The following is a 24,323-nucleotide window of genomic DNA, read 5'->3' as shown; positions in this document are numbered from 1 at the left end:
TTCGAGTGTATATGTCTGTATTACAAGTATTAACATTACCAGATGATCGTCTACGTACCGTGGCGAAACCGGTAAAAGAAGTTACCCCAGAGATTCAAAAGTTCGTTGATGACATGATTGAAACCATGTACGACGAAGAAGGTATCGGCCTTGCGGCAACGCAAGTAGATTTCCACCAACGCATCGTTGTTATCGATATTTCAGAAACACGTGATGAGCCAATGGTGCTTATCAACCCTGAAATTACAGAGAAGCGCGGCGAAGATGGAATCGAAGAAGGCTGCCTATCAGTACCAGGCGCTCGAGCTCTAGTACCTCGCGCTGCAGAAGTAACGGTTAAAGCATTAGACCGTGACGGCAACGAATTCACATTCGACGCTGACGACCTTCTGGCTATTTGTGTTCAGCACGAACTTGACCACCTAGAAGGCAAGTTGTTTGTTGATTACCTATCGCCACTAAAGCGTAAACGTATCCAAGATAAGCTAGCGAAGATCAAACGTTTCAACGAGAAACAAGGTTAATAACCGCTGCTATTACTAAATTAGAAGGAAGCCTACCTTGAGTCAGTCTTTAAGAATTGTCTTTGCAGGTACTCCGGATTTCGCCGCCCGTCACTTGGCGGCGTTGTTGTCTTCGGAGCATGAAGTTGTTGCTGTTTACACACAGCCAGACCGCCCAGCAGGCCGCGGTAAAAAACTCACTGCGAGCCCAGTAAAAAACATCGCACTTGAAAACAATATTCCGGTTTACCAACCAGAAAACTTCAAGTCAGATGAGGCTAAGCAAGAGCTAGCTGAATTGAACGCTGACATCATGGTTGTTGTCGCTTACGGCTTATTGCTTCCGCAGGTTGTATTAGATACGCCTCGCTTGGGTTGTATCAACGTACATGGCTCTATCCTACCGCGCTGGCGTGGTGCTGCTCCGATTCAACGCTCTATTTGGGCGGGTGATAAAGAGACAGGCGTGACGATCATGCAGATGGATATCGGCCTAGATACTGGCGACATGCTAAGCATCGCAACGCTGCCAATCGAAGCGACAGATACTAGCGCATCAATGTACGAGAAATTAGCGGGCCTTGGCCCTGATGCGCTTGTTGAATGTCTAGCGGACATCGCTTCTGGCAAAGCAGTTGCAGAAAAGCAAGACGATGAGCTTGCGAACTACGCGAAGAAGCTAAGCAAAGAAGAAGCGCGTATCAACTGGAGTGATGAAGCTGCGCATATTGAACGCTGCGTTCGTGCCTTCAACCCATGGCCAATGAGCCACTTTGAAGCTGCTGAGAACAGCATTAAAGTATGGCAAAGCCGTGTGGCAGAGCAAACTTCTGATAAGCCTGCAGGTACCATTCTGCAAGCGGATAAAACTGGTATCTATGTAGCGACAGGACAAGGCGTACTTGTTCTTGAACAACTGCAAGTTCCAGGTAAGAAAGCCATGTCAGTTCAGGATATCTTGAACTCACGTGCAAGCTGGTTTGAAGTTGGTACTCAACTTTCTTAATCCGCTTTTAAAGCTGTTAATTACGCAGCTTAGAAAACCTTTACGAGGGCAGAGATGCCCTCATGTATTCAAATAAATATTCGGTACCCCTCATGAATGTTCGCGCTGCTGCTGCAAATGTCCTATTCCAAGTTGTCGATAAAGGCCACTCTCTTTCACACGCTCTCCCTGCGGCTCAAAAAACGATCCGTCCACGAGACCATGCTCTACTGCAAGAGATTTGCTACGGCGCACTTCGTTACCTGCCTCGTTTAGAGTCAATCGCTAACGAACTGATGGAAAACCCGCTTAAAGGTAAAAAGCGTGTATTCCACCACCTAATCTTGGTGGGCATTTACCAACTAAGTTTCATGCGTATCCCTTCGCATGCTGCGGTTGCTGAAACGGTTGAGGGTACTAAAACACTGCGTGGTCCAAGCCTGAGTGGTTTGATCAACGCTGTGCTACGTAGCTACCTACGTGACCAAGAAGAACTGGACGAGAAAGCCGTTAGCCACAATGCAGGCAAATACGGACACCCAAGCTGGATTCTAAAAATGCTTCAAGAGAGCTACCCAGATCAATGGGAGCAACTGGTTGAAGCAAACAACAGCAAGGCACCAATGTGGCTGCGCGTTAACCGCCAACACCACACTCGTGACGAGTATGTTGAACTGCTTAAAAACGAAAACATTGAATACACATTGCACCCAGAAGCAGCCGATGCCATAAAATTAGCTGCACCTTGTGATGTTACTTTGCTTCCTGGCTTCGACAGAGGTTGGGTATCAGTGCAAGACGCTGCCGCTCAGCTTTCGGTTGATTACCTAACACCAAAAGATGGTGAGCTGATCCTAGATTGTTGTGCTGCACCAGGTGGTAAAACGGCACACATTCTTGAGCACACTCAAGATACTGAAGTGGTTGCGATTGACTGCGACATCAAACGTCTAGACCGCGTTTACGATAACCTTGAGCGTCTACAACTGCGTGCCGACGTAATTTGTGGTGATGCTCGCTACCCTGAAGAGTGGTGGATGGGTGATAAGTTCGACCGTATCCTGCTTGATGCGCCTTGTTCAGCGACTGGCGTAATTCGCCGTCACCCTGATATCAAGTGGCTACGTCGTGCATCTGACATTGATGCGCTGGCTGAACTGCAAAGCGAAATTATGGATGCAATGTGGCGTCAGCTGAAAGTAGGCGGCACCATGGTTTATGCGACTTGTTCTATCACGCCGCAAGAAAACGTGCTGCAAGTGAAAGCATTCCTAGCACGTACTGAGAACGCAACGCTGGTTGGGTCTGATATCGAAAATCCGGGTCGTCAAATACTACCTGGAGAAGAAGATATGGATGGCTTCTACTACGCAGTTCTAGTAAAACAGGCATAACAACTAACAGCGGCTAAGAATTTATTTCTTAGCCGCTGTTTCTTTCTAGTGCATTATCAAAATAAAGTTAGATAACTAGAATTACCACGGTAAAGAAAAGAGAAAGGCTATGAAGATCATTATCCTAGGTGCTGGACAAGTTGGCGGTACCCTTGCTGAAAACCTGGTTGGTGAAAACAACGACATCACCATTGTCGACCGTAATGCTGACCGACTTCGTGAACTTCAGGATAAGTACGACCTTAGGGTTGTAAACGGTTATGCCAGCCACCCAAACACACTACGTGAAGCGGGTGCGCAAGATGCCGACATGTTGGTTGCCGTAACCAATATGGATGAAACCAATATGGCTGCGTGTCAGGTTGCTTTCTCTCTTTTCAATACGCCGAACCGAATTGCTCGTATTCGTTCTCCTCAATACCTAGAAGAGAAAGAAGCGCTATTCAAATCAGGTGCCATCCCAGTCGATCACCTGATCGCACCCGAAGAGCTAGTGACCAGCTACATCGAACGCCTGATTCAATACCCAGGTGCACTGCAGGTTGTAAGCTTTGCTGAACAGAAGGTGAGCCTAGTAGCAGTAAAAGCCTACTACGGTGGACCATTAGTTGGTAACGCACTGTCTGCTTTGCGTGAGCACATGCCGCACATCGATACTCGTGTAGCCGCTATTTTCCGTCAAGGTCGCCCTATTCGCCCACAAGGCACTACCATCATTGAAGCCGATGATGAGGTTTTCTTTGTGGCAGCGAGTAACCACATCCGCTCAGTAATGAGTGAGCTACAGCGCCTAGAGAAACCGTACCGCCGCATCATGATTGTCGGTGGTGGTAACATTGGTGCAAGCTTGGCAAAACGCCTTGAGCAGAGCTACAGCATCAAGCTTATCGAGCGCAGCTACACCCGTGCCGAGAAGCTATCTGAAGAATTAGAAAACACCATCGTCTTCTGTGGTGATGCAGCCGACCAAGAGCTGCTGACCGAAGAGAACATCGATCAAGTTGACGTGTTCATTGCCCTAACCAATGAAGATGAAACCAACATCATGTCAGCGATGCTGGCGAAGCGAATGGGTGCCAAGAAAGTAATGGTGCTGATTCAGCGTGGCGCTTACGTCGACCTTGTTCAGGGTGGTGTGATTGATATTGCTATCTCGCCACAACAAGCGACCATTTCTGCACTGCTTACTCACGTTCGTCGTGCTGATATTGTAAACGTATCATCTCTACGTCGCGGCGCTGCTGAAGCGATTGAAGCCATTGCTCACGGTGACGAAACCACATCTAAAGTGGTTGGCCGAGCGATTGGCGACATCAAACTACCACCGGGCACCACTATTGGTGCGATTGTTCGCGGAGAAGAAGTACTTATCGCGCACGATAGAACCGTAATCGAACAAGATGACCACGTAGTGATGTTCCTAGTGGACAAGAAATACGTACCAGATGTTGAGTCTCTATTCCAACCGAGCCCGTTCTTCTTATAGCCTTGTTCTCGTAAGCATTGATCTCGCAACTTTCTTCTTGTGAGAACGATGCCCCGGCTCAAAGCGATGGTCTATTAAGCTATGGTCAACTTTCGTCCGATATTATTAGTGATAGGGTTAGTGTTATCAAAACTCGCCCTTTTCATGTACATCCCTACATTGGTTGCCTTTTTCACAGGCACCGGTGGCTTCCTCGAGTTTGGTCAATCGGTAGTGATCACGCACATAGTGGCGTTCATCTGCTTGAGTTTAGGCCGCTCCGCTAAGTTCCGACTTGGGGTGCGGGACATGTTCCTGATCACCTCTCTGGTATGGACGATAGCCAGTGCCTTTGCTGCACTGCCGTTTGTCTTCATCAACCACATCAGCTTCACTGACGCCTATTTTGAAACCATGTCTGGTATCACCACGACAGGCTCAACCGTATTAAGCGGCTTAGACAGCATGGCACCAAGCATTCTGTTGTGGCGTTCTATACTGCAATGGTTAGGTGGCATCGGCTTCATCGTTATGGCGGTAGCGGTTCTACCAATGCTCAACGTCGGTGGTATGCGCCTGTTCCAAACCGAATCATCCGATTGGTCAGATAAAAGCAGCCCACGAGCAAAAACGGTCGCGAAGAACATCGTAGCGGTTTATCTGGTTCTGACTGGCTTGTGCATCATTAGCTATCTGTTTGCAGGCATGGGCATCTTTGACGCGATCAATCACGCGTTCACAACACTGTCGACGGGTGGTTACTCAACCTCAGACGGGTCGATGAACCATTTCTCCAACAGTGCTCACTGGGTGGGAACACTGTTCATGTTCCTTGGAGGTCTGCCATTCCTACTGTTTGTTGGCGCACTGCGTGGTAGAAAACTCTCAATCCTCTACAAAGACGCGCAAGTGAGAGGCTTCACCTATCTATTCTTAGTCACCAGTGCCGTGATATCGACATGGTTGGTGGTTAGAGATGGCTACACAGTCATGGATGCGATGCGTGTTTCGATGTTCAACATTGTGTCCGTAGTTACCACTACCGGTTTTGGCTTAGAAGACTTCACCGCGTGGGGCGCTTTGCCTACCACGCTGTTTGCCTTTTTAATGATGGCGGGCGCGTGCTCAGGTTCAACCTCTGGCGGTATCAAAATCTTCCGCTTCCAGATCGCGATGACCATGCTCCACAAACAGATGATGAAACTGATTCACCCGTCGGGTGTATTTGTTCAACGCTATAACCAAAGACCTGTGAATGACGACATTGTGCGTTCACTGGTCGCATTTGGTTTGATGTTCTTTATTACGATTATCTTAATTGCAGGTGGCTTGAGCGCGATGGGGCTTGATCCTGTGACCAGTATATCTGGCGCTATCACAGCCGTTGCCAACGTGGGCCCAGGCATGGGCAGCGTGATCGGTCCAACCGGGAACTTTGCTCCACTGCCAGACGCCGCTAAATGGTTGCTAAGCTTAGGAATGCTGATGGGGCGACTTGAGATATTGACGCTCATTGTTCTATTTTTCCCAGCCTTTTGGCGACGCTAACCAAGCACAAAATCAAGGAAACACAGATGAAACCATACGTACTTCTCGCTGGCGCATTGCTCGCAAACTCAGTATTCGTAAGTTCTGCCTTTGCTGATCAAATGGTCACATTGCCTGATGGCAAACAAGTGTTACTCAAAGATGATTTTACTTGGCAATACGTGGCACCGAAGCAAACGGAAGCAGCAGCGCCAACATCAGAGATCGCAGTGCCTGTTTCAGCAGTCCCTGTCGTAGCCGTACCTGTCGCAACGAACACGCGTGGCACTACGATTGTGGTTAATAGTAAAAAGCCAAGCTTACAGCTGTCTCAGTCAGGAGTGGATGTTGTACTGGGTGCCAGTCGCTATGAAGATGGTGAGCTTATCATTCCGACAGCCATCACCAACCAAGGCACTCAAGCGGTCATTTTGGTATCACTTAACATCAGCGTGTTTACTGCAGAAGGTGAGTTGTTGGCAGAAGAAGAAGTTGCTGTGTGGAAATCAATCAAACGAATGGCCGACACATACCTACGACCAAAGACGGGTGAAGAAGGCAAGCTAATCAAGCTCGACCTAGAACAACACCCTGAATATCAGATTAAAGCTGAGATTACTGAGGTACTGGCTCGCTAAACCGGAGTCACGTACAGATAGATAGCGAAGAAATGGCAAGCGCAGCCCGCCAACACAAACAAGTGCCAGATGGCGTGGTTGTAAGGGATGCGTTTAGCCACATAGAAAATAACACCCAACGAGTAGATCACGCCGCCGAGCGCCAATAATACCAAGCCGCCCATCTCAATATTCATCGCCAGTTGATACACCACAATCAACGACAGCCAGCCCATAGCTAAATAAATGAACAGAGATAGACGCTTAAATCGGTAGACGAAGGCAATCTTCATGATGATACCGACCAGCGCAATTCCCCAAATAACCGCCATCAAGCCCATCGCTAATGGGGTTCTTAAGCCAACCAATAAAAACGGGGTGTAGCTACCTGCGATGAGTAAGTAAATTGCACAGTGATCGAGGGTTTTCAATAAACGCTTGGTTTTTTCTGTGGTGATCGAGTGATAAAGCGTGGAAGCAAGAAAGAGCAGGATAATGCTGCTGCCATAGATTGTCATACTGGCAACCGTCAACATGTCGGCTTGGTAATCAAACGCGCGAATCAGTAGCAAGATCAGACCAATAACGCCAAGCACGACGCCCAAGCCGTGGGTTATCGCATTAGCGCGTTCTTCGATGTCGCTGTATTCGCTAGCTGATGATGCAGACATGAGTATCCTACTAGAGTAAATGTTCAATTGACCTAGTATTGCACATTAAGCTTACACGTGTAAGCTTAAATTTTTATGACAGCTTTTATGACATCAATGAAGCCTAAACAGTGTGATGAGGCTAGGCTCTCTAAAGCTAAAGAACCAAAAAGCGAATTAAGAGGCGCTATCTAGATACTCAAGTACCATCTTGCCGGCTTCTTCTGGAGAGGTATCGAGTGGCACACTCAATTGACGCTGTAGCTGGCCCACTCCCAATAAACTCGCCAACATGCCTTTGGCACCGTCGCGATTGCGATCTATCTCAAACCAAAGCTTAAGCTCAGTTTCGTCACGATGGGCAACAACCTCAAGCTCACGCCAGCGGCCATGATAAGGACCCGTCGTCGGGACAAACTCGAACTCTTGTACAAATGGCAGTTCAAAGCCTTCTACCGCTTCACATTCCACTTGGCGGATACGTAAGCCTTGAGCTTCAAGCTCGTTGAAAATACCATCGAGGAGTGCGTCAGGGCGCACCGTTAAGATGTCTTTATCCGAAGGATCAATCGCCATCGCAATGTCCAGCCCGGTTTCAAGCCACACCTTTGAGTCACCAATCGTGACCGGTGTATTCAGCGGGACATCAAACTCACATTCAAAATCACGGGTTTCACCCGGCTGAATAACAAAGGCATACGGCAGACTCCATTTTGCTAATGAATAGGTCTGGTGCATACGGCGTGTTTGACCGCCCTCTTGCCTTTGTGAGTTCATGGTGACTTCTTTTACGTAACGACAACACAGATTAAGATCGATGTTGTCGATCTCCTGTGGCTGAGCGCCACCATACACATGCACAATAATGCTCGCCTTCTGCCCTGGATACAGCACTTCCTGTTGCAACACAGAATCGACCTTGGCCGACCCAATACCAAAACTTGCTAACGTTTTCTTTAAGAACGACATATGCACCTCCTTTAAAGCATCATCTTAAGCCTGAAAGAGGTTCAAACTCAAATATACTGCTCACACTATTTTAGCTCTAATATCGTTTAATTATCACTCAGGCGTCGATCGATAACTTAGATAGTGATAATCTAAGCCTTGATATGCATGCATATCATTATCCTGATTTATTCTTCGGATTGGCGAAAGCCAGACGAGTGACGCTTCAAGCAATTGAGGTAGAGCTCATGGTAAATCAGGCCATTAGATTGGCAATGGATATGCCTGACCGTTAGGTAAATTAATGCGCCCAACAGCTGTCAGGTTCTCGCACACCAACCGTAGTGCGATGCGTCGTCGTAGTGGCTTTGCTGCTGCTCCAACGGCTAAGAAATTGGCTCCTACAATGACTCTAGTTGAGAAGACTGCTTTATTAGCACCGACTACAACAAAAGTGATTAGAGCCGCTTAACAAAAAGCGCAGTTTTTACTGCGCTTTTTTCTTGCCCAGACCCGCCTTGAAATGTGTTTACACATTGGTATTCCCTATCCGATTTGATACCTTAAACACAAATCATTATAAAATTTGTGGAGAAGTAAAGTATGAAGTGTCACCGCATTGAAGAACTGCTTGAACTGATGGAGCCTGAGTGGCAAAAAGATCAAGAGCTTAATCTATTAGAGTTCATCATTAAGCTATCAAAAGAAGCAGGCTACCAAGGCAAACTTGAAGAACTGACTGACGATGTTCTTATCTACCATCTTAAAATGCGTAACAGCGAAAAAGATGAAATGATCCCGGGTCTGAAAAAAGACCAAGAAGATGATTTCAAAACCGCAATTCTAAAAGCGCGTGGCCTTCTTTAGTCGCCGATTTGTTTAGAGCTCAATTGCTGTATAGATAAAATACTCAATTTTAAAAAGCGACCACCCGGTCGCTTTTTTGTTTCTGTTCGCTATTTTTTCGTCACAACTGTTATGACTTTTGTTGTTAAAGGTTGATAGCGTTAAAGAAATGAGAACAAGATTGTCGCTATAATCGCCATCCATAAGAATCTTCTAAAATAATAAGAGTGAGTGCGATAACAACAAATGCACCAAGCTCAATTTCAACAGGTTCTCTAAACCATACTTTCAAGTAATGTCGTCATGCCCAATTTAACCGGGCAAACAAGCCACAAAAAGGATAGTTCATGAGTCAGGATAAAATCGATATCAAAGATGTGACTCCTAAAACCTTTAACCCGAAAACACATAAAGGTAATGGAGATCGATTTAACCCAAGTAACCGAATCTATGTTCGAGAAAGCAAAGGTAAATTCCAACAACTGCGTCGCTATGGCGGTTGGTTCTTACTTTTACTTTTTGCGCTTATCCCATGGATTCCATTTGGTGAGCGACAAGCTATCTTGCTCGATATCGGCAGCCAACAGTTCAACTTCTTTGGTACAACCTTATACCCACAAGATCTGACCCTGCTCGCCATCTTATTCATGATTGCCGCGTTTGGCCTGTTCTTTATCACCACCTTTTTAGGCCGTGTGTGGTGTGGCTATTTATGCCCACAAACCGTATGGACCTTCATGTACATTTGGTTCGAAGAGAAACTGGAAGGGGCTGCCAATAAGCGAAAAAAACAAGACTCAGGCAAACTGACAACCAATTTAATCCTCAGAAAAACTATCAAACACATTGCGTGGTGGGCAATCGCCATTGCGACGGGCTTAACGTTTGTTGGTTACTTCATTCCAATCAAAGAGTTAGTGGTTGGCTTCTTTACCTTTAATTCATCGTTCTGGCCGATGTTTTGGGTACTGTTCTTTGCAGGCTGCACCTATGCTAATGCAGGTTGGATGCGTTCAATTGTTTGTCTGCACATGTGTCCTTACGCGCGTTTCCAATCGGCAATGTTCGATAAAGACACCTTCATTGTGGGCTACGATACAGAACGCGGTGAAAGCCGTGGCCCCCGATCTCGCAAGGCTGATCCAAAAGAGCTTGGTCTAGGCGATTGTATTGACTGTAATTTATGCGTTCAAGTGTGCCCAACGGGTATCGATATCCGTGACGGTCTACAATACGAATGCATTAACTGTGGCGCGTGTATTGATGCCTGTGACAACACCATGGAACGAATGGGCTATGAAAAAGGCCTGATCAACTACACCACCGAGCACAGACTTGAAGGCCACTCAACCAAGGTAATGCGTCCTAAGCTGTTGGGATATGGAGCCATCTTAATCGTGATGCTGGGCTTATTCTTCGTGCAAATCGCGAGTGTTGATCCTGCTGGCCTCAGTGTTCTACGTGACAGAAATCAGCTGTTTAGGGTCAATAACCAAGGGCTGGTTGAAAACACCTACACCTTGAAAGTGATCAACAAGACTCAACAAGAGCAAGAGTACAAACTCGATGTTAGCGGACTGCCCGATTCGATCTGGTATGGCAAACAGACGATTACTGTCGATCCAGGCGAGGTTTTGAACCTACCTATCAGTTTAGGCGCCGACCCAGAAAAACTGAGCTCACCAGTTTCGACAATTCAGTTTATACTCTCGGATAATGAAGAGTTTACGATGGAAGTCGAAAGCCGCTTTATCAAGAAGCTCTGATACCTGCACCTTAGTGCTTGGTATAACAACCCAATAAATGGAAAAAGGCTCAGTAATGAGCCTTTTTTATTCTATGACGATGCAAGCCTTTAACTTTGATAACCTGACTCCTGACTTCATGTGGTACGCACTGGAGAGCATCGGAGTTCGCGCTGAATCCGGGCTTCTCGCTCTCAACAGTTACGAAAACCGTGTATATCAGTTCACCGATGAAGATCGTAAGCGCTACGTCGTTAAGTTTTATCGTCCGCAACGCTGGAACAAAGCACAGATCCAAGAAGAGCATGACTTCGCACTCGAGCTTATCGAACAAGAGATGCCAGTTGCACCTCCAATGCGAATCAACGGTGCAACCTTACATGAATACCAAGGCTACCTATTTGCCTTGTTTGAAAGTGTCGGCGGCAGACAGTATGAAGTGGATAACCTAGACCAACTGGAAGGTGTAGGCCGTTTTCTTGGTCGTATTCATAAAGCCAGCGCGGGAAGAACATTCCAGCATCGCCCAACCATCAGCTTAGATGAATACCTTTATCAGCCACGTAAGATTCTAGAGAACTCTCAGTTTATCCCGACGCATCTAGAAAACGCGTTCTTCAATGACGTCGACCTTCTGATCAAAGAGCTAGAGAGTCAGTGGCCGAGCAATATTGAGAATATCCGCCTGCATGGTGACTGCCACCCAGGCAATATATTGTGGCGCGATGGGCCAATGTTCGTCGACCTTGATGACGCTCGTAACGGTCCTGCGATACAAGATCTGTGGATGCTGCTTAATGGCGAACGCCAAGATAAGCTGATGCAACTGGATATTTTGCTCGAGAGTTACCAAGAATTTTGCGATTTTAATACCGCACAACTGAAACTAATCGAACCACTACGCGGTCTACGTATGGTGCATTACATGGCATGGTTGGCGAAACGATGGCACGATCCTGCGTTTCCTCTGGCCTTCCCGTGGTTTAATGATCCGAAATATTGGGAGCAACAAGTACTTGCTTGTAAAGAGCAAATTGCTACCCTGCAAGAGCCACCACTTTCGTTAATGCCTCAGTGGTAACAGCAATCGCAACATACAACTAGATAAAAATTCAAACATAATGGAGATTGGATAAATGAAAAAGCTATTCGCATTTTTCTCATTGATCATGTTGAGCCTTTCAGCTCACGCTGCGAAATTTAACGAAGGTGAACACTACAAAGTTCTCGACCTAGAAGCATCAAAAAAACCAATGGTGACAGAGTTCTTCTCTTTTTACTGCCCACACTGTAATAGCTTTGAGCCAATCATCCAGCAGCTAAAACAACAGCTACCTAAAGACGCTAAGCTACAGAAGAACCATGTTTCATTCATGGGTGGCAACATGGGCCTGCCAATGAGCAAAGCTTACGCGACGATGATTGCACTGAAAGTTGAAGACAAAATGGTACCGGTGATGTTTAACCGCATCCACACCATGAACAAGCCACCACGTGATGAAGAAGAACTGCGTCAAATCTTCCTAGACGAAGGCGTTGATGCGAAGAAGTTCGATGCTGCGTATAACGGCTTTGCAGTAGATTCTATGGTTCGTCGCTTCGACAAAGCATTCAAAGACAGCGGCCTTTCAGGTGTACCCGCTGTTGTGGTTAACAACCGCTACCTAGTCGAAGCTCAAGGTATCAACTCTCTTGATGAGTACTTCGAGCTGGTGAACTTCTTATTAAAGAAGTAAGCCATTGATAAAAGGAAGCTTCGGCTTCCTTTTTTTTGCTTGTTCAAAAATCATCATTGATAAATAATTAACCTGGAAGTTTAAAGCTTTACTGCTATTAATAACCCGTCCTAAGAACCGGTGGGCAAGGAGCCCTTAAATGAAAATCAAAATAACTCTCTTGGCTTTGAGCGTTGCGGCTTCTCCCGCTTTTGCCAAACTTGCAGACCAACAAGGTTTCAGTGGTGAAATCTCTATCAATACCGGAGTTGCCTCTTCTACCTCAAACTTTAATACCGATGCTGATAGCAATCTTTCATCCATAGATCAGAAGGCTTCTTCAGAAAGCTCATTTCTTGTCGCCCCTTTAGGCAGTGTCGCTTACACCTTTGGTGAGAAGCTAAATCACCAGGTTTACACAGGTACCGCTCGTGATGACGTAGCTACGGGTACTGTTGTGCTAGAGGTTGGTTATAAATACCAGCTTGAGTCTGGCATGGTGATCGACGCTTCACTGCTTCCAACCATTATGTCGGGTGAAACTTGGGCCGATCCATACAACACCACATCAGCTCGCACCAAGACCGATGAAACTGGCAATGCGTTTCGTTTGAAGCTAAGCAACATTGCGGGCTCAGCTTTCTCGCTAGACATGGCCTATGCGACAAAAGATGTCGACAACGATGATATTCAAGAGCAAGAGCTCAAACGAGATGCCAATACGCTCTACTTGAAAGGTCAATATCGCCTGCCACTCAGTCGTACCATGATGCTTATTCCATCCGTTATCTATCAAACACGTGATGCTGATGGTAAAGCTGAGTCTTACGACCAATTCGGTGGTGAGGTAAGCTTGTTTGGTGGCATGGGGCGTCACCAGTACGCACTAACAGCGGGTTACAACCAACGCTCTTACGATGCGAGCAACCCGATCTACGACAAGAAACGCAGCGACGACAATATCAACCTATTCGCCGCCTATGAGTATGATCAATTCATGGATTGGGAAAACTGGTCGTTTATTTCACTAGCGGGCTACGGCACCAGCGACTCGAACATTACCTTCTACGACGAGTCTCAATATATCGTTTCAGTTGGCTTGAACTACAAGTTCTAACCTTAGCGAGTATGAACTGCAATCCAACGAAAGCCTGCATCTAAGCAGGCTTTTTTCTGCTTGCTAGACAGCTTGAGCCGTGAGTTGCTTCAACAATCGATCCATCGCTCGATAGCCAAGCGCTTCCGATAGATGTTTCTTTTCGATCTGCTCGTTACCGTCAAGGTCGGCAATGGTTCGTGCCACCTTAATGATTCGATGATAAGCACGAATCGACAGACCCAGTCGGTGCAACGCCGTTTCCAGAAACTCCGCATCCTCGCGTCTTAACGGGCAATACTTCTCAATTTCTCGGCTACCTAACAGTGCATTCGATTTATGGTTGCGAGATAGCATCAACTCACGCGCCTGCCTGACCCTTTGCTTTACCACTTGAGTCGTTTCCCCACGGTCACCACCCTCAGCGAGCATGCCTTTAGGAAGCAATGGGATCTCTAACGACATATCGAATCTATCCAATAACGGCCCTGATAGTCGATTGAGGTAACGCAGTATGATCTGTGGGTTGGCGCGCGCCTGGTTACCTTCGTAATAACCCGTAGGGCTTGGATTGAGTGCACCAACCAATTGAAAGCGAGCAGGAAAACGAGTCTTGCCCGCAACACGAGAGATAATGATCTCTCCTGACTCTAATGGTTCTCGTAATGAATCAAGCACCTTACGTTCAAACTCCGGCATTTCATCCAAGAACAATAAGCCGTTATGCGCCAAAGATATCTCTCCGGGGCGAGGCACTGAGCCACCACCCACCAATGCCGCCATCGAACTTGAATGGTGAGGGGATCGAAAAGGTCGTTGCTTCCAGTTGTATTGATTGATCTCTTGTTGCGTTAACGAGGCCACCGACGCGGTTTCCATCGCCTCGTCATCACTCATTTCAGGCAGCAAGTCACGCAGTCGAGAAGCGAGCATGGTCTTGCCGGTTCCGGGCGGGCCAAGAAACAATAAGTTATGATTCCCAGCTGCGGCTATCTCCAGAGCTCGCTTGCCTTGTTGTTGGCCGATAATATCTTGTAGGTCGCGAAACACTGAAACATCAGCCTGATGATGTTCCGTTCTATATAGGCCAAGCTGAGTCTGTCCACACATGTCAGCACAAACCTCCAACAAGGTTTGCGCAGATTTATGGGCTCCCTTGCCCACTAGCGCAGCCTGATCACCGTTATGGTGTGGAACAACTAAGCATCGTTCGACGCTATCGGCAGCTAACGTCGCAGGCAACACGCCCTTTACTGAACGCAGCTCTCCAGACAGTGCCAACTCACCGATAAATTCATGTTGAGCTATTTTTGATGTCGGAAGCTGATCAGATGCCACTAAAATCCCAAGCGCGATTGGCAAATCGAAACGACCTCCTTCTTTGGGTAAATCGGCAGGAGCGAGGTTGACCGTGATTCTTTTTGATGGAAACTCAAAACGAGAATTGATGATCGCACTTCTTACTCGATCTTTAGATTCCTTAACCGTTGTTTCAGGTAGACCCACTAACGTAAAGCCAGGCATTCCATTACTTATATGCACCTCAACAGTCACTTCTGGCGCCTCTACACCAACACTAGCTCGACTATGAATTATCGCGAGTCCCATAACTTTCCTTTGTCTTTGATTTAAAAGTATTCGCTCTGGATATTCGTTGCTCACCAAAGCTATAAGGTTGTTATATAGCTTGATGGAATGGTGTTTTAATGTGAAAAAAGAATGACATTTTCCTTGTCATGCGGCAGATTTGTGTGATAACACTAGAGATATAGACTTTTACTGAAGACAATAAACGAGAAAACTCGAATATTATGATTTTTAACGCTCGCATTTACGCACTGATTAACCTGATTATCGTAGTCATTATTAAGACTGCGCGGGGGCGAGTGGGAAGAAAGTAACCACGAATTAGAAAAAACCCCCGCACTGACAAGTCCGGGGGTTTTTTCTAATTTAAACATTCGATTTTTATATTTTTGAGCATTTTCGGCTTTGCCGATTTACAGGAAGAATGGGAGCACAAGATGTGCAGAGACAAAGGAAACAGTTACCAAAATAAAGGTAATACGGGAGAATTCCGATGAAAGGCGCAGAACTAGTCGTATCCGCACTCAAGCAACAAGGAATTGAGACCGTATTTGGTTACCCAGGTGGTGCCATCATGCCAATCTACGATGCACTCTATGACGGCGGGGTTGAACATATCCTATGTCGCCATGAGCAAGGCGCTGCTATGGCCGCGATCGGCATGGCTCGAGCAACACAAGATGTCGCTGTTTGTATGGCAACGTCTGGCCCAGGTGCTACCAACCTAGTCACTGGCCTTGCTGATGCCTTTATGGACTCTATCCCAATGGTTGCAATCACAGGTCAGGTTGCGAGTTCCCACATTGGTACCGATGCATTCCAAGAAATGGATGTGATTGGTATGTCTCTGTCATGTACTAAACACAGCTACCTAGTAACTGATATTGAAGATCTTGCTCCAACCCTCGCAGAAGCGTTTGTGGTAGCGAAATCTGGCCGTCCTGGCCCGGTTATCGTCGATATCGCGAAAGATGTTCAACTAGCAGAAGCACCTGTTAACGCTCTTCCTGAATTTACTCCACCCGCAATTCCTGTTGCGACAACTGATGCCATTGAACAGGCACAGTACTTTTTGTCTCAAGCGACCCGTCCTGTTTTATACGTAGGTGGTGGTGTTCAACTTGCTAAAGCAACCGATGCGGTTCGTGAGTTTTTACGCCTAAACCCAATGCCAGCAGTAAGCACACTGAAAGGCTTGGGCACTATCGAACGTGACGACCCACACTACCTTGGCATGCTGGGTATGCACGGCACTAAAGCCGCTAACCTTGTGGTTCAAGAGAGTGACCTATTGATTGTTGTCGGTGCTCGTTTTGATGACCGAGTAACAGGCAAACTCGATACCTTTGCGCCGCATGCTAAGGTTATCCATATCGATATCGATGCCGCTGAGTTCAGTAAACTGCGTCTTGCCAATGCGCCAATTCGCGGTGACATCAACAAGATCATGCCTCAACTAGAGCTAAGCCAAGACATCTCTTCTTGGGTTCATCACTCTGAAGGCCTTCGTAGTTCATTCAAATGGCGTTACGACCACCCTGGCGATCTGATTTTTGCTCCACTGCTATTGAAGCAACTTTCAGACATGATGCCAGCAAGCTCTATGGTTTCGACTGATGTGGGCCAACACCAAATGTGGGCAGCTCAGCACATTCAGCCGCGCGATCCACAGAACTTCATTACCTCTGCCGGTTTAGGCACCATGGGCTTTGGCTTGCCAGCTGCAATGGGTGCATCGGTTGGGCGTCCTGACGACCAATCTATACTTATCTCTGGTGACGGCTCGTTCATGATGAACATTCAAGAGCTTGGCACATTGAAGCGTCGTCAGATCCCAGTGAAAATGGTACTGCTTAATAACTCTCGTTTGGGCATGGTTCGCCAATGGCAATCGCTATTCTTTGATGGCCGCCACAGTGAAACTATCTTGGATGACAACCCTGACTTCGTGATGCTTGCGAAAGCGTTCGGTATCCCGGGCAAAACCATCACTCGTAAAGAAGAAGTAGAACCAGCATTGAAAGAGATGCTAGAGAGTAAAACCGCTTACCTACTTCATGTTCTTATCGATGAAGAAGAAAACGTATGGCCACTAGTACCGCCAGGTGCTTCAAACAGTGAGATGTTGGAGAACACATAACATGAAAAGATACCTATTAGACATCAAAGCCGATGATAAGCCTGTACTACTAGAGCGTGTTCTTCGTGTTATCCGCCACCGTGGTTTCATTGTTAAGCAAGTTGCGGGCACTCAAAACCACGAAAGCAAAGTGGCGAGTGTTGAGATCATCGTCGACAGTGACCGTCCGATCTCGTTCTTGGTAAACCAAATCGAAAAGCTGTGGGATGTGCGCACCGTTGACGTTATCTCGATCAGCCGTAATGAACTGCCAAACAACAACTTACAACAAAAGATAAACGCATAAGGAACCGCAAACATGACAGCTAAAACAGCAGACTATATTTGGTTTAACGGTGAGATGGTTCCTTGGGCAGAGGCGAACGTTCACGTCCTGACTCACGCAATGCACTACGGTACTTCTGTGTTTGAGGGTGTTCGTTGTTACAACACACCAAAAGGGCCGGTTATCTTCCGTCACCCTGAACATGCTAAGCGCCTAAAAGATTCAGCAAAAATCTACCGCTTCCCTATTCCTTACACAGAGGAAGAAATTATGGAAGCGACTCGCGAAACGCTACGCCAAAATAAGCTAGAGTCAGCGTACATCCGCCCTCTAGGTTTCGTAGGTAACGTTGGTTTGGGTGTCTGCCCGCCAGAAAATACCGAGATGGAACTGATCATCGCAGCTTTCCCTTGGGGTTCTTATCTAGGCGAAGAAGCGCTAGAAAACGGCGTTGATGCAATGATTTCTAGCTGGAACCGTGCCGCTCCAAACACGATCCCAACCGCAGCAAAAGCCGGTGGTAACTACCTATCTTCACTACTGGTTGGTGGTGAAGCTCGCCGTCATGGTTACGATGAAGGCATCGCTCTGAGTGTTGATGGTTACCTTTCTGAAGGGGCTGGTGAGAATATCTTTGTGGTACGTAACGGCGTGCTATCAACGCCACCAGCGACCAGCGCAATTCTGCCGGGTATCACTCGTGATTCGATCATGACACTAGCAAAAGACATGGGTTATGAGATCCGTGAAGAGAACATTGCTCGTGAAGCGCTATACCTTGCCGATGAAGTCTTCATGACAGGCACAGCTGCCGAGATCGTTCCGGTTCGCAGCGTAGACAAAATTACAGTAGGTGAAGGCAAACGCGGTCCTATCACTGAAAAAGTTCAAGCGGCTTACTTTGGTCTATTCAATGGAACCACTGAAGATAAATGGGGCTGGTTAGACTATGTTTACCCAGCAGACCAAACTTCAGAAAACCAAACGCAAACAACTAAGTAAGCAACAGCCAAATATTTTATAAGGATTTAAGCAATGCCAATCTATCGTTCAGCAACGACTACCCACGGACGCAACATGGCTGGTGCGCGCGCTTTATGGCGTGCAACTGGCGTTAAAGATAATGACTTCGGTAAGCCAATCATCGCGGTTGTAAACTCTTTCACTCAATTCGTACCAGGCCACGTTCACCTTAAAGACATGGGTCAACTGGTTGCGGGTGAAATCGAGAAAGCGGGCGGTATCGCTAAAGAATTCAACACCATCGCAGTTGATGATGGTATCGCAATGGGTCACGGCGGCATGCTGTACTCACTGCCATCACGTGAGCTTATCGCAGATTCAGTAGAATACATGGTCAATGCGCACTGTGCGGATGCGATGGTGTGTATCTCTAACTGTGACAAAATCACTCCGGGAATGATGATGGCAGCAATGCGTCTTAACATCCCAGTGATCTTTGTATCTGGCGGTCCAATGGAAGCGGGTAAAACCAAGCTTTCAGATCAAATCATCAAGCTAGACCTTGTTGACGCGATGATTCAGGGTGCCGATCCAACCATTTCTGATGAGCAAAGTGAGCAAGTGGAGCGTTCTGCATGTCCGACATGTGGATCATGTTCAGGCATGTTCACAGCGAACTCAATGAACTGTCTAACAGAAGCGCTTGGCCTATCTCAGCCAGGTAACGGTTCTATGCTAGCAACCCACGCAGACCGTGAAGAGTTGTTCATCAATGCTGGTAAACGTATCGTTGACCTAACTAAGCGTTACTACGAGCAAGACGACGAATCAGCACTGCCTCGCAACATCGCTAACCGCGCAGCCTTTGATAATGCAATGGCGCTAGATATCGCGATGGGCGGCTCAAGTAACACAGTACTTCACCTTTTAGCGGCAGCTCAAGAAGGTGAGATTGATTTTGATATGGGTGATATCGACGAGATGTCTCGCCGCGTTCCACACCTATGTAAGGTTGCGCCTTCAACGCCTAAATACCACATGGAAGACGTTCACCGCGCTGGTGGCGTAATGGCTATCCTAGGTGAGCTTGATCGTGCAGGTCTACTGAACAACCAAACTCGCACCGTGCTTGGTCTAAGCATGCAAGAGCAACTTGCTCAATACGACATCATGCAGACAGAAGACGAAGCCGTGCTTAAGTTCTTCCGCGCAGGCCCTGCTGGTATCCGTACTACCAAAGCTTTCTCACAAGATTGTCGTTGGGATCGCCTTGATGATGACCGCGTCGATGGTTGTATTCGCACCAAAGAGAACGCATTCAGCCAAGAAGGTGGTCTAGCGGTACTTTCAGGTAACATCGCCGTTGATGGTTGTATCGTTAAGACCGCGGGTGTTGATGAAGAAAACCTTAAGTTCCAAGGCCCTGCAATCGTATTCGAAAGCCAAGACACAGCAGTAGACGGTATCTTAGCGGGTAAAGTAAAAGCAGGCGAAGTGGTTGTTATTCGTTACGAAGGCCCTAAAGGTGGTCCGGGCATGCAAGAAATGCTCTACCCAACTACTTACCTAAAATCTATGGGTCTAGGTAAGTCTTGTGCTCTCCTAACTGACGGACGTTTCTCTGGTGGTACATCAGGTCTATCTATCGGCCACGCTTCTCCAGAAGCAGCAAGTGGCGGTGTGATTGGTCTAGTGAACACTGGCGATATCATCACTATCGACATCCCTAGCCGCTCAATCACACTTGATGTGCCTGAAGCAGAGCTTGAAGCACGTCGCGTTAAACAAGATGCACTAGGCTGGAAACCAGAAAACCGTCAGCGTGAAGTGTCTTTCGCACTGAAAGCTTACGCAAGCATGGCAACCAGTGCCGACAAAGGCGCAGTACGTGATAAGTCTAAACTTGAGGGCTAACTATGAGTGATGACACCTCCAGTCCCCAGAAACAAACTGGCGCAGATTATCTGCGTCAGATCCTGAGAGCGCCGGTTTACGAAGCGGCAATCGTGACACCTCTGCAGGATATGCCACGTTTAAGTGCGCGCATTGGTAATCAGGTTCAGCTTAAACGAGAAGACCGTCAGCCAGTGCACTCGTTCAAGCTACGCGGCGCCTACAACATGGTATCAAGCCTTTCTGAGCAGCAAAAAGCCGCAGGTGTGATTGCTGCATCGGCGGGTAACCATGCTCAAGGTATGGCGCTGTCTGGCTCTAAGCTGGGCATTCAGACTACGATTGTGATGCCAAAAACCACACCAGACATCAAGGTTGATGCGGTACGTGGCTTTGGCGGAAACGTGGTTCTGCACGGCAGCAACTTTGATGAAGCCAAGGCAGAAGCCGAGCGTCTTTCTGCTGAACATGGCTTTACCTTTGTGCCTCCTTTCGATCACCCACTGGTGATTGCAGGGCAAGGTACGATGGGTATGGAGATGCTGCAGCAAAACGGTCACATGGATTATATCTTTGTGCCGGTTGGCGGTGGTGGCTTAGCTGCGGGTGTTGCTGTATTAGTAAAACAGCTGATGCCAGAGATTAAAGTCATTGCAGTAGAACCAGAAGATTCGTCTTGCTTAAAAGCGGCCCTCGATGCCGGTGAACCTGTAGTACTGGATCAGGTCAGCATGTTTGCTGATGGTGTTGCGGTTAAACGCATTGGCGAAGAGACATTCCGTCTTTGCCAACAGTACATTGACGGTCACATTGCAGTCTCTAGTGATGAGATCTGCTCTGCGGTGAAAGACATCTTTGAAGACACTCGAGCGATAGCTGAACCTTCAGGAGCGCTTGCTCTGGCTGGCTTGAAGAAGTTTGCTGAACAGAACCAACTGCAAGACAAGCAATTGGCAACGGTACTGTCTGGTGCTAACACCAACTTCCACGGCCTGCGATATGTCTCTGAACGTTGTGAGCTGGGTGAGAAGCGAGAAGGTCTACTTGCGGTTACTATTCCAGAGCGACAAGGGGCATTCCTAGAGTTCTGTAATATCATTGGTGGCCGAGCGGTGACTGAGTTTAACTACCGCCACAACGACGAAAGCCTAGCGAATATCTTCGTTGGTGTACGCCTACAAGGTGGTCAAGAAGAACTCGAACACATCATCAATGACTTACGTGAGGGCGGCTACCCGGTTGTCGATCTCTCTGATGATGAGATGGCAAAACTGCACATTCGCTACATGATTGGCGGTAAACCATCGAAACCACTGAAAGAACGCCTATACAGCTTTGAGTTCCCAGAGTACCCAGGTGCATTGATTAAATTCCTTGATACCTTAGGGACACACTGGAATATCAGCCTATTCAATTACCGTAACCACGGTGCCGACTACGGCCGTGTATTGTGTGGCTTTGAACTTGATGACGATGATTTGGCTCAGTTCTCAACACACCTACGAGAGCTTGGCTATCAGTGTAAAGATGAAACCGATAACCCTTCCTACAAATTCTTCTTGTCTTAAGAGTTAACGACCGAATCAAAAAAGAGCGAGTATTTACTCGCTCTTTTTATTGGTGCTGATTCAGCTCAAGCTTGAAAAGGATCTTCTTGTAAACAGATCATTAGATCGCCTTACGATGATCCAACCAATCTTGGTGAAGTTGCTCACTCGATCCTAGGTACTTCACCATCCATTCGATCAGTTTATGGTTATCGTCTTTTCGCCAGACCAAACAACAATGACTCTGCGGGCTCGGTTCAGGCAGTATTTTCTCCACCAGCAGGCCTTGTTCGATAATTGGTGCGGCAATGTGCCTCGGCATATAACCCACCCCTACTCCATTTTTAAGGCATTCAATTGCGCTATACCAATTAGGTAACAATAGGCGTCTTTGATTTGAGTAGTGGCCTGTGTGTCGCTTAGGGAGCACGCTAGAGGTATCGTCCAAACATATCGCGGGATACTGGCTAACAAACTCTTCATTGAGGTTTTGCTCTCGCACGCACGGGTGGCTTGGCGACATCACAAACGCCCAATCTAGGCGTCCCATATCTTTAACCTCAAAGTCGCCACCGACCGGTATCGCTGAGGTTGCGCCAATCACAATATCCGCTCTGCCCTGTGCAATCGCTTCCCAAGAGCCATTAAACACCTCCATGTTGATCTGAAGCTCTGCAAACTCAAAGGTTTGGTAGAACTCTTCAATCATCGGCTTCATTTTGTCGAGCTTAACCACGTTATCGAGCGTTAGGCGCAAGGTTTTCTTCCAGCCACGCGCCGCTCGGCGAGTCTGAGCACTGACCTCTTCCATCTGCCTCAGTAACGCACGTGCCTCTTCAATGAACAACTCACCTGCCGGTGTCAGCTCTACTTTTCTCGGTAAACGTCTGAAAAGTAGAACATCCAGTTCTTGCTCTACTTGCCTAACACCGTAGCTGATCGCCGATGGTACTTTGTGCAACTGTTCAGCCGCTGCGGTAAAACTACCCAAGCGCGCCACAGTGTCGAGCATTTCTAAAGAGGATTTAGAGAACATAAGCCTTCAAATTTTTTGATTGATAACCACATATTTTAGCGTTTTATTTTATCAGGTCTGAAAAATAGAATGTCAGCATAAATAAACAGGGGCTTTCACCTCTGTATATCAAACAATTTTTTTGATGATAAAAACATCACTACCTTTAGCTTAATGGCATCTTATGAATATTTCTAAATTTCAATTGGTCTACCTTGCAGTTCTTTCAATGCTTGGCTTTATTGCGACCGATATGTACCTTCCTGCATTTAAGGCTATGGAAGTTGATTTCGCAACCGGCCCAGAGCAAATTGCTCTGTCTCTAACGGTATTCCTTGGCGGTATGGCAATGGGTCAGCTTCTTTGGGGCCTAGCGAGTGACAAGTATGGTCACCGTAATACACTGGCAGTTGGTCTTGTTATCTTTACTGCAGCTTCATTCGGCTTAGCATTCAGCACCGAGGTATGGCACCTACTGACACTACGATTCATTCAAGCGATCGGTGTATGTGCTCCAGCGGTAATCTGGCAAGCAATGGTTATCAAGCGTTACTCGCAAAGCAGTAGCCAGCAAATTTTTGCAACCATTATGCCTTTGGTTGCGCTATCTCCAGCACTAGCACCTCAGTTAGGTGTGTTACTGGCGGATAGCTTTGGTTGGCACAGTATCTTCATCACACTGACCTTGATGGGTGCACTGCTAGTTGCAACAACAATGGCCCAACCAAAAGAAGCACCTGAAGTAAAACAGACATCGATTAAGACAGACATCAAGATGTTGCTTAAATCAAAGCCTTATATGGGTAATGTTTTAATGTTTGCTTCGGCATCTGCAGCATTCTTCGCTTACCTGACGGGTATGCCAGAGATCATGGCTCAGCTAGGTTATGAAGCAAAAGACATTGGTTTGAGCTTTATCCCACAAACAATTGCATTCATGGCGGGTGGTTACTTCGGTAAACAGGCGGTGAAAAAATATGGCGATGGCGTTGTACTAAGAAACCTTATCGGTTTGTTCAGCGTAGCAGCTATGCTTATCTTCATCGCATCACAGTGGGAACTGACGTCAATCTGGCCTTTACTCGCACCTTTCTGTTTGATTGCTGTCGCGAATGGCGCACTTTACCCAATCGTAGTAAACCGTGCTCTATCAAGTGCGAAACAAAGCCCAGCAACAGCTGCAGGCCTACAAAACAGCCTGCAAATCAGCATCAGTGGCCTATCAAGTGCGTTGGTAGCGGCAATGGCTAGCCAAGCACTAAGCGCGACGGGTATCGCGGTTGTGATTTGTTTGGGTGCACTGTGGGTTGGCTATATTGTTTCGAACAAAGAGCTGTCTGAACACTTCGCGACACCAGACAATTCTCGAGTAGTCGCTGACGAGAAACAAGACTAGTTTCTAGGTTAACGAAAACAAAAAAG

General features: G+C 47.1%; 22 protein-coding genes. 18 read left to right on the top strand and 4 right to left on the bottom strand.

Annotation, left to right across the window (positions count from 1 at the left end; all coding sequences use genetic code 11):
- Window positions 1-11 precede the first annotated feature (11 nt).
- The 6 genes from def to MSG36_RS21765 all read left to right on the top strand — a co-directional run bounded on the left by def (window position 12) and on the right by MSG36_RS21765 (window position 6,512).
- On the top strand, window positions 12-524 hold the full coding sequence (def, locus tag MSG36_RS21790) for a peptide deformylase (protein ID WP_017058772.1): 513 nt from the start codon (window positions 12-14) through the stop codon (window positions 522-524).
- 37 nt (window positions 525-561) lie between these two features.
- The gene (gene fmt / locus MSG36_RS21785; RefSeq protein WP_017058773.1) at window positions 562-1,509 is read left to right on the top strand and encodes a methionyl-tRNA formyltransferase; all 948 of its coding nucleotides are present in this window, start codon (window positions 562-564) and stop codon (window positions 1,507-1,509) included.
- Window positions 1,510-1,601: 92 nt separating this feature from the next.
- On the top strand, window positions 1,602-2,882 hold the full coding sequence (rsmB, locus tag MSG36_RS21780) for a 16S rRNA (cytosine(967)-C(5))-methyltransferase RsmB (RefSeq protein ID WP_052880498.1): 1,281 nt from the start codon (window positions 1,602-1,604) through the stop codon (window positions 2,880-2,882).
- Window positions 2,883-2,991: 109 nt separating this feature from the next.
- Window positions 2,992-4,368, top strand: coding sequence for a Trk system potassium transporter TrkA (gene trkA / locus MSG36_RS21775; RefSeq protein WP_004735766.1), 1,377 nt, complete (start codon window positions 2,992-2,994; stop codon window positions 4,366-4,368).
- An 81-nt stretch (window positions 4,369-4,449) separates the two neighbouring features.
- Window positions 4,450-5,895 carry a TrkH family potassium uptake protein gene (locus MSG36_RS21770; protein WP_052880500.1) on the top strand — a complete coding sequence of 482 codons (1,446 nt, stop codon included), beginning with the start codon at window positions 4,450-4,452 and terminating at the stop codon, window positions 5,893-5,895.
- Window positions 5,896-5,921: 26 nt separating this feature from the next.
- Complete coding sequence (locus tag MSG36_RS21765; protein ID WP_052880501.1) at window positions 5,922-6,512, top strand: DUF3157 family protein; 591 nt, start codon at window positions 5,922-5,924, stop codon at window positions 6,510-6,512.
- On the opposite strand, the gene MSG36_RS21760 is transcribed toward MSG36_RS21765, so the two are convergent.
- Both MSG36_RS21760 and MSG36_RS21755 read right to left on the bottom strand, forming a co-directional pair.
- A complete protein-coding gene (locus MSG36_RS21760; protein WP_248369678.1) occupies window positions 6,509-7,162 on the bottom strand; it encodes a hemolysin III family protein in 654 nt (217 codons plus the stop codon). The two genes, MSG36_RS21765 and MSG36_RS21760, sit on opposite strands and share 4 nt — an antisense overlap.
- A 156-nt stretch (window positions 7,163-7,318) precedes the next feature.
- Window positions 7,319-8,110 (bottom strand): sporulation protein, encoded by a 792-nt coding sequence (locus tag MSG36_RS21755; protein ID WP_060983480.1) that lies wholly within the window; start codon window positions 8,108-8,110, stop codon window positions 7,319-7,321.
- A gap of 283 nt (window positions 8,111-8,393) precedes the next feature.
- Here MSG36_RS21755 and MSG36_RS21750 point away from each other — a divergent pair, with 283 nt between their 5' ends.
- The 6 genes from MSG36_RS21750 to MSG36_RS21725 all read left to right on the top strand — a co-directional run bounded on the left by MSG36_RS21750 (window position 8,394) and on the right by MSG36_RS21725 (window position 13,512).
- Complete coding sequence (locus tag MSG36_RS21750; protein WP_179946936.1) at window positions 8,394-8,561, top strand: hypothetical protein; 168 nt, start codon at window positions 8,394-8,396, stop codon at window positions 8,559-8,561.
- Window positions 8,562-8,692: 131 nt separating this feature from the next.
- A complete protein-coding gene (locus tag MSG36_RS21745) occupies window positions 8,693-8,956 on the top strand; it encodes a YihD family protein (RefSeq protein ID WP_009848104.1) in 264 nt (87 codons plus the stop codon).
- A 326-nt stretch (window positions 8,957-9,282) separates the two neighbouring features.
- Window positions 9,283-10,701: a cytochrome c oxidase accessory protein CcoG gene (gene ccoG / locus MSG36_RS21740; protein WP_248369676.1), complete on the top strand. Its 1,419-nt coding sequence runs from the start codon at window positions 9,283-9,285 to the stop codon at window positions 10,699-10,701.
- A gap of 73 nt (window positions 10,702-10,774) precedes the next feature.
- Window positions 10,775-11,761, top strand: a complete 987-nt coding sequence (locus tag MSG36_RS21735; protein WP_017058781.1) for a serine/threonine protein kinase — start codon at window positions 10,775-10,777, stop codon at window positions 11,759-11,761.
- A gap of 55 nt (window positions 11,762-11,816) precedes the next feature.
- Window positions 11,817-12,416 (top strand): thiol:disulfide interchange protein DsbA/DsbL, encoded by a 600-nt coding sequence (locus tag MSG36_RS21730; RefSeq protein WP_048610871.1) that lies wholly within the window; start codon window positions 11,817-11,819, stop codon window positions 12,414-12,416.
- Between the two features lie 139 nt (window positions 12,417-12,555).
- Window positions 12,556-13,512 (top strand): DUF2860 domain-containing protein, encoded by a 957-nt coding sequence (locus tag MSG36_RS21725; protein WP_248369674.1) that lies wholly within the window; start codon window positions 12,556-12,558, stop codon window positions 13,510-13,512.
- 63 nt (window positions 13,513-13,575) lie between these two features.
- On the opposite strand, the gene MSG36_RS21720 is transcribed toward MSG36_RS21725, so the two are convergent.
- Window positions 13,576-15,099 (bottom strand): YifB family Mg chelatase-like AAA ATPase, encoded by a 1,524-nt coding sequence (locus tag MSG36_RS21720; protein ID WP_248369672.1) that lies wholly within the window; start codon window positions 15,097-15,099, stop codon window positions 13,576-13,578.
- A 472-nt stretch (window positions 15,100-15,571) separates the two neighbouring features.
- Here MSG36_RS21720 and ilvG point away from each other — a divergent pair, with 472 nt between their 5' ends.
- From ilvG to ilvA, 5 genes are read left to right on the top strand one after another with little or no spacing between them, the layout of a single operon-like run.
- Window positions 15,572-17,218: an acetolactate synthase 2 catalytic subunit gene (gene ilvG, locus MSG36_RS21715; RefSeq protein WP_048610863.1), complete on the top strand. Its 1,647-nt coding sequence runs from the start codon at window positions 15,572-15,574 to the stop codon at window positions 17,216-17,218.
- A gap of 1 nt (window position 17,219) precedes the next feature.
- A complete protein-coding gene (gene ilvM / locus MSG36_RS21710; protein WP_017055442.1) occupies window positions 17,220-17,504 on the top strand; it encodes an acetolactate synthase 2 small subunit in 285 nt (94 codons plus the stop codon).
- Between the two features lie 12 nt (window positions 17,505-17,516).
- Window positions 17,517-18,485: a branched-chain amino acid transaminase gene (locus MSG36_RS21705; protein ID WP_017063017.1), complete on the top strand. Its 969-nt coding sequence runs from the start codon at window positions 17,517-17,519 to the stop codon at window positions 18,483-18,485.
- 33 nt (window positions 18,486-18,518) lie between these two features.
- On the top strand, window positions 18,519-20,360 hold the full coding sequence (gene ilvD, locus MSG36_RS21700) for a dihydroxy-acid dehydratase (protein ID WP_248369670.1): 1,842 nt from the start codon (window positions 18,519-18,521) through the stop codon (window positions 20,358-20,360).
- 2 nt (window positions 20,361-20,362) lie between these two features.
- Entirely contained in the window at window positions 20,363-21,907 is a 1,545-nt protein-coding gene (gene ilvA / locus MSG36_RS21695; RefSeq protein WP_048610859.1) for a threonine ammonia-lyase, biosynthetic, read from the top strand.
- 100 nt (window positions 21,908-22,007) lie between these two features.
- Here ilvA and punR read toward each other — a convergent pair whose 3' ends face one another.
- On the bottom strand, window positions 22,008-22,922 hold the full coding sequence (punR, locus tag MSG36_RS21690) for a DNA-binding transcriptional activator PunR (protein WP_017058788.1): 915 nt from the start codon (window positions 22,920-22,922) through the stop codon (window positions 22,008-22,010).
- A 163-nt stretch (window positions 22,923-23,085) separates the two neighbouring features.
- Between punR and punC the strand changes: the two genes are divergently transcribed.
- Complete coding sequence (gene punC, locus MSG36_RS21685) at window positions 23,086-24,297, top strand: purine nucleoside transporter PunC (RefSeq protein ID WP_017063021.1); 1,212 nt, start codon at window positions 23,086-23,088, stop codon at window positions 24,295-24,297.
- Window positions 24,298-24,323 lie beyond the last annotated feature (26 nt).

This window comes from Vibrio sp. 1CM8B (assembly GCF_023161685.1).
Taxonomy (GTDB): Bacteria; Pseudomonadota; Gammaproteobacteria; order Enterobacterales; family Vibrionaceae; genus Vibrio; species Vibrio coralliirubri.
Note: the sequence above shows the minus strand (reverse complement) of the source record. Positions and strands in the feature narration are given on the sequence as shown.

Excerpts from the sequence above, each read along its gene's own strand:
- def (WP_017058772.1), top strand. The coding sequence starts at position 12 with ATGTCTGTATTACAAGTATTAACATTACCAGATGATCGTCTACGTACC.
- rsmB (WP_052880498.1), top strand. The coding sequence starts at position 1,602 with ATGAATGTTCGCGCTGCTGCTGCAAATGTCCTATTCCAAGTTGTCGAT.
- trkA (WP_004735766.1), top strand. The coding sequence starts at position 2,992 with ATGAAGATCATTATCCTAGGTGCTGGACAAGTTGGCGGTACCCTTGCT.
- MSG36_RS21770 (WP_052880500.1), top strand. The coding sequence starts at position 4,450 with ATGGTCAACTTTCGTCCGATATTATTAGTGATAGGGTTAGTGTTATCA.
- MSG36_RS21765 (WP_052880501.1), top strand. The coding sequence starts at position 5,922 with ATGAAACCATACGTACTTCTCGCTGGCGCATTGCTCGCAAACTCAGTA.
- MSG36_RS21760 (WP_248369678.1), bottom strand. The coding sequence starts at position 7,162 with ATGTCTGCATCATCAGCTAGCGAATACAGCGACATCGAAGAACGCGCT.
- MSG36_RS21755 (WP_060983480.1), bottom strand. The coding sequence starts at position 8,110 with ATGTCGTTCTTAAAGAAAACGTTAGCAAGTTTTGGTATTGGGTCGGCC.
- MSG36_RS21750 (WP_179946936.1), top strand. The coding sequence starts at position 8,394 with ATGCGCCCAACAGCTGTCAGGTTCTCGCACACCAACCGTAGTGCGATG.
- MSG36_RS21745 (WP_009848104.1), top strand. The coding sequence starts at position 8,693 with ATGAAGTGTCACCGCATTGAAGAACTGCTTGAACTGATGGAGCCTGAG.
- ccoG (WP_248369676.1), top strand. The coding sequence starts at position 9,283 with ATGAGTCAGGATAAAATCGATATCAAAGATGTGACTCCTAAAACCTTT.
- MSG36_RS21735 (WP_017058781.1), top strand. The coding sequence starts at position 10,775 with ATGACGATGCAAGCCTTTAACTTTGATAACCTGACTCCTGACTTCATG.
- MSG36_RS21730 (WP_048610871.1), top strand. The coding sequence starts at position 11,817 with ATGAAAAAGCTATTCGCATTTTTCTCATTGATCATGTTGAGCCTTTCA.
- MSG36_RS21725 (WP_248369674.1), top strand. The coding sequence starts at position 12,556 with ATGAAAATCAAAATAACTCTCTTGGCTTTGAGCGTTGCGGCTTCTCCC.
- MSG36_RS21720 (WP_248369672.1), bottom strand. The coding sequence starts at position 15,099 with ATGGGACTCGCGATAATTCATAGTCGAGCTAGTGTTGGTGTAGAGGCG.
- ilvG (WP_048610863.1), top strand. The coding sequence starts at position 15,572 with ATGAAAGGCGCAGAACTAGTCGTATCCGCACTCAAGCAACAAGGAATT.
- ilvM (WP_017055442.1), top strand. The coding sequence starts at position 17,220 with ATGAAAAGATACCTATTAGACATCAAAGCCGATGATAAGCCTGTACTA.
- MSG36_RS21705 (WP_017063017.1), top strand. The coding sequence starts at position 17,517 with ATGACAGCTAAAACAGCAGACTATATTTGGTTTAACGGTGAGATGGTT.
- ilvD (WP_248369670.1), top strand. The coding sequence starts at position 18,519 with ATGCCAATCTATCGTTCAGCAACGACTACCCACGGACGCAACATGGCT.
- ilvA (WP_048610859.1), top strand. The coding sequence starts at position 20,363 with ATGAGTGATGACACCTCCAGTCCCCAGAAACAAACTGGCGCAGATTAT.
- punR (WP_017058788.1), bottom strand. The coding sequence starts at position 22,922 with ATGTTCTCTAAATCCTCTTTAGAAATGCTCGACACTGTGGCGCGCTTG.
- punC (WP_017063021.1), top strand. The coding sequence starts at position 23,086 with ATGAATATTTCTAAATTTCAATTGGTCTACCTTGCAGTTCTTTCAATG.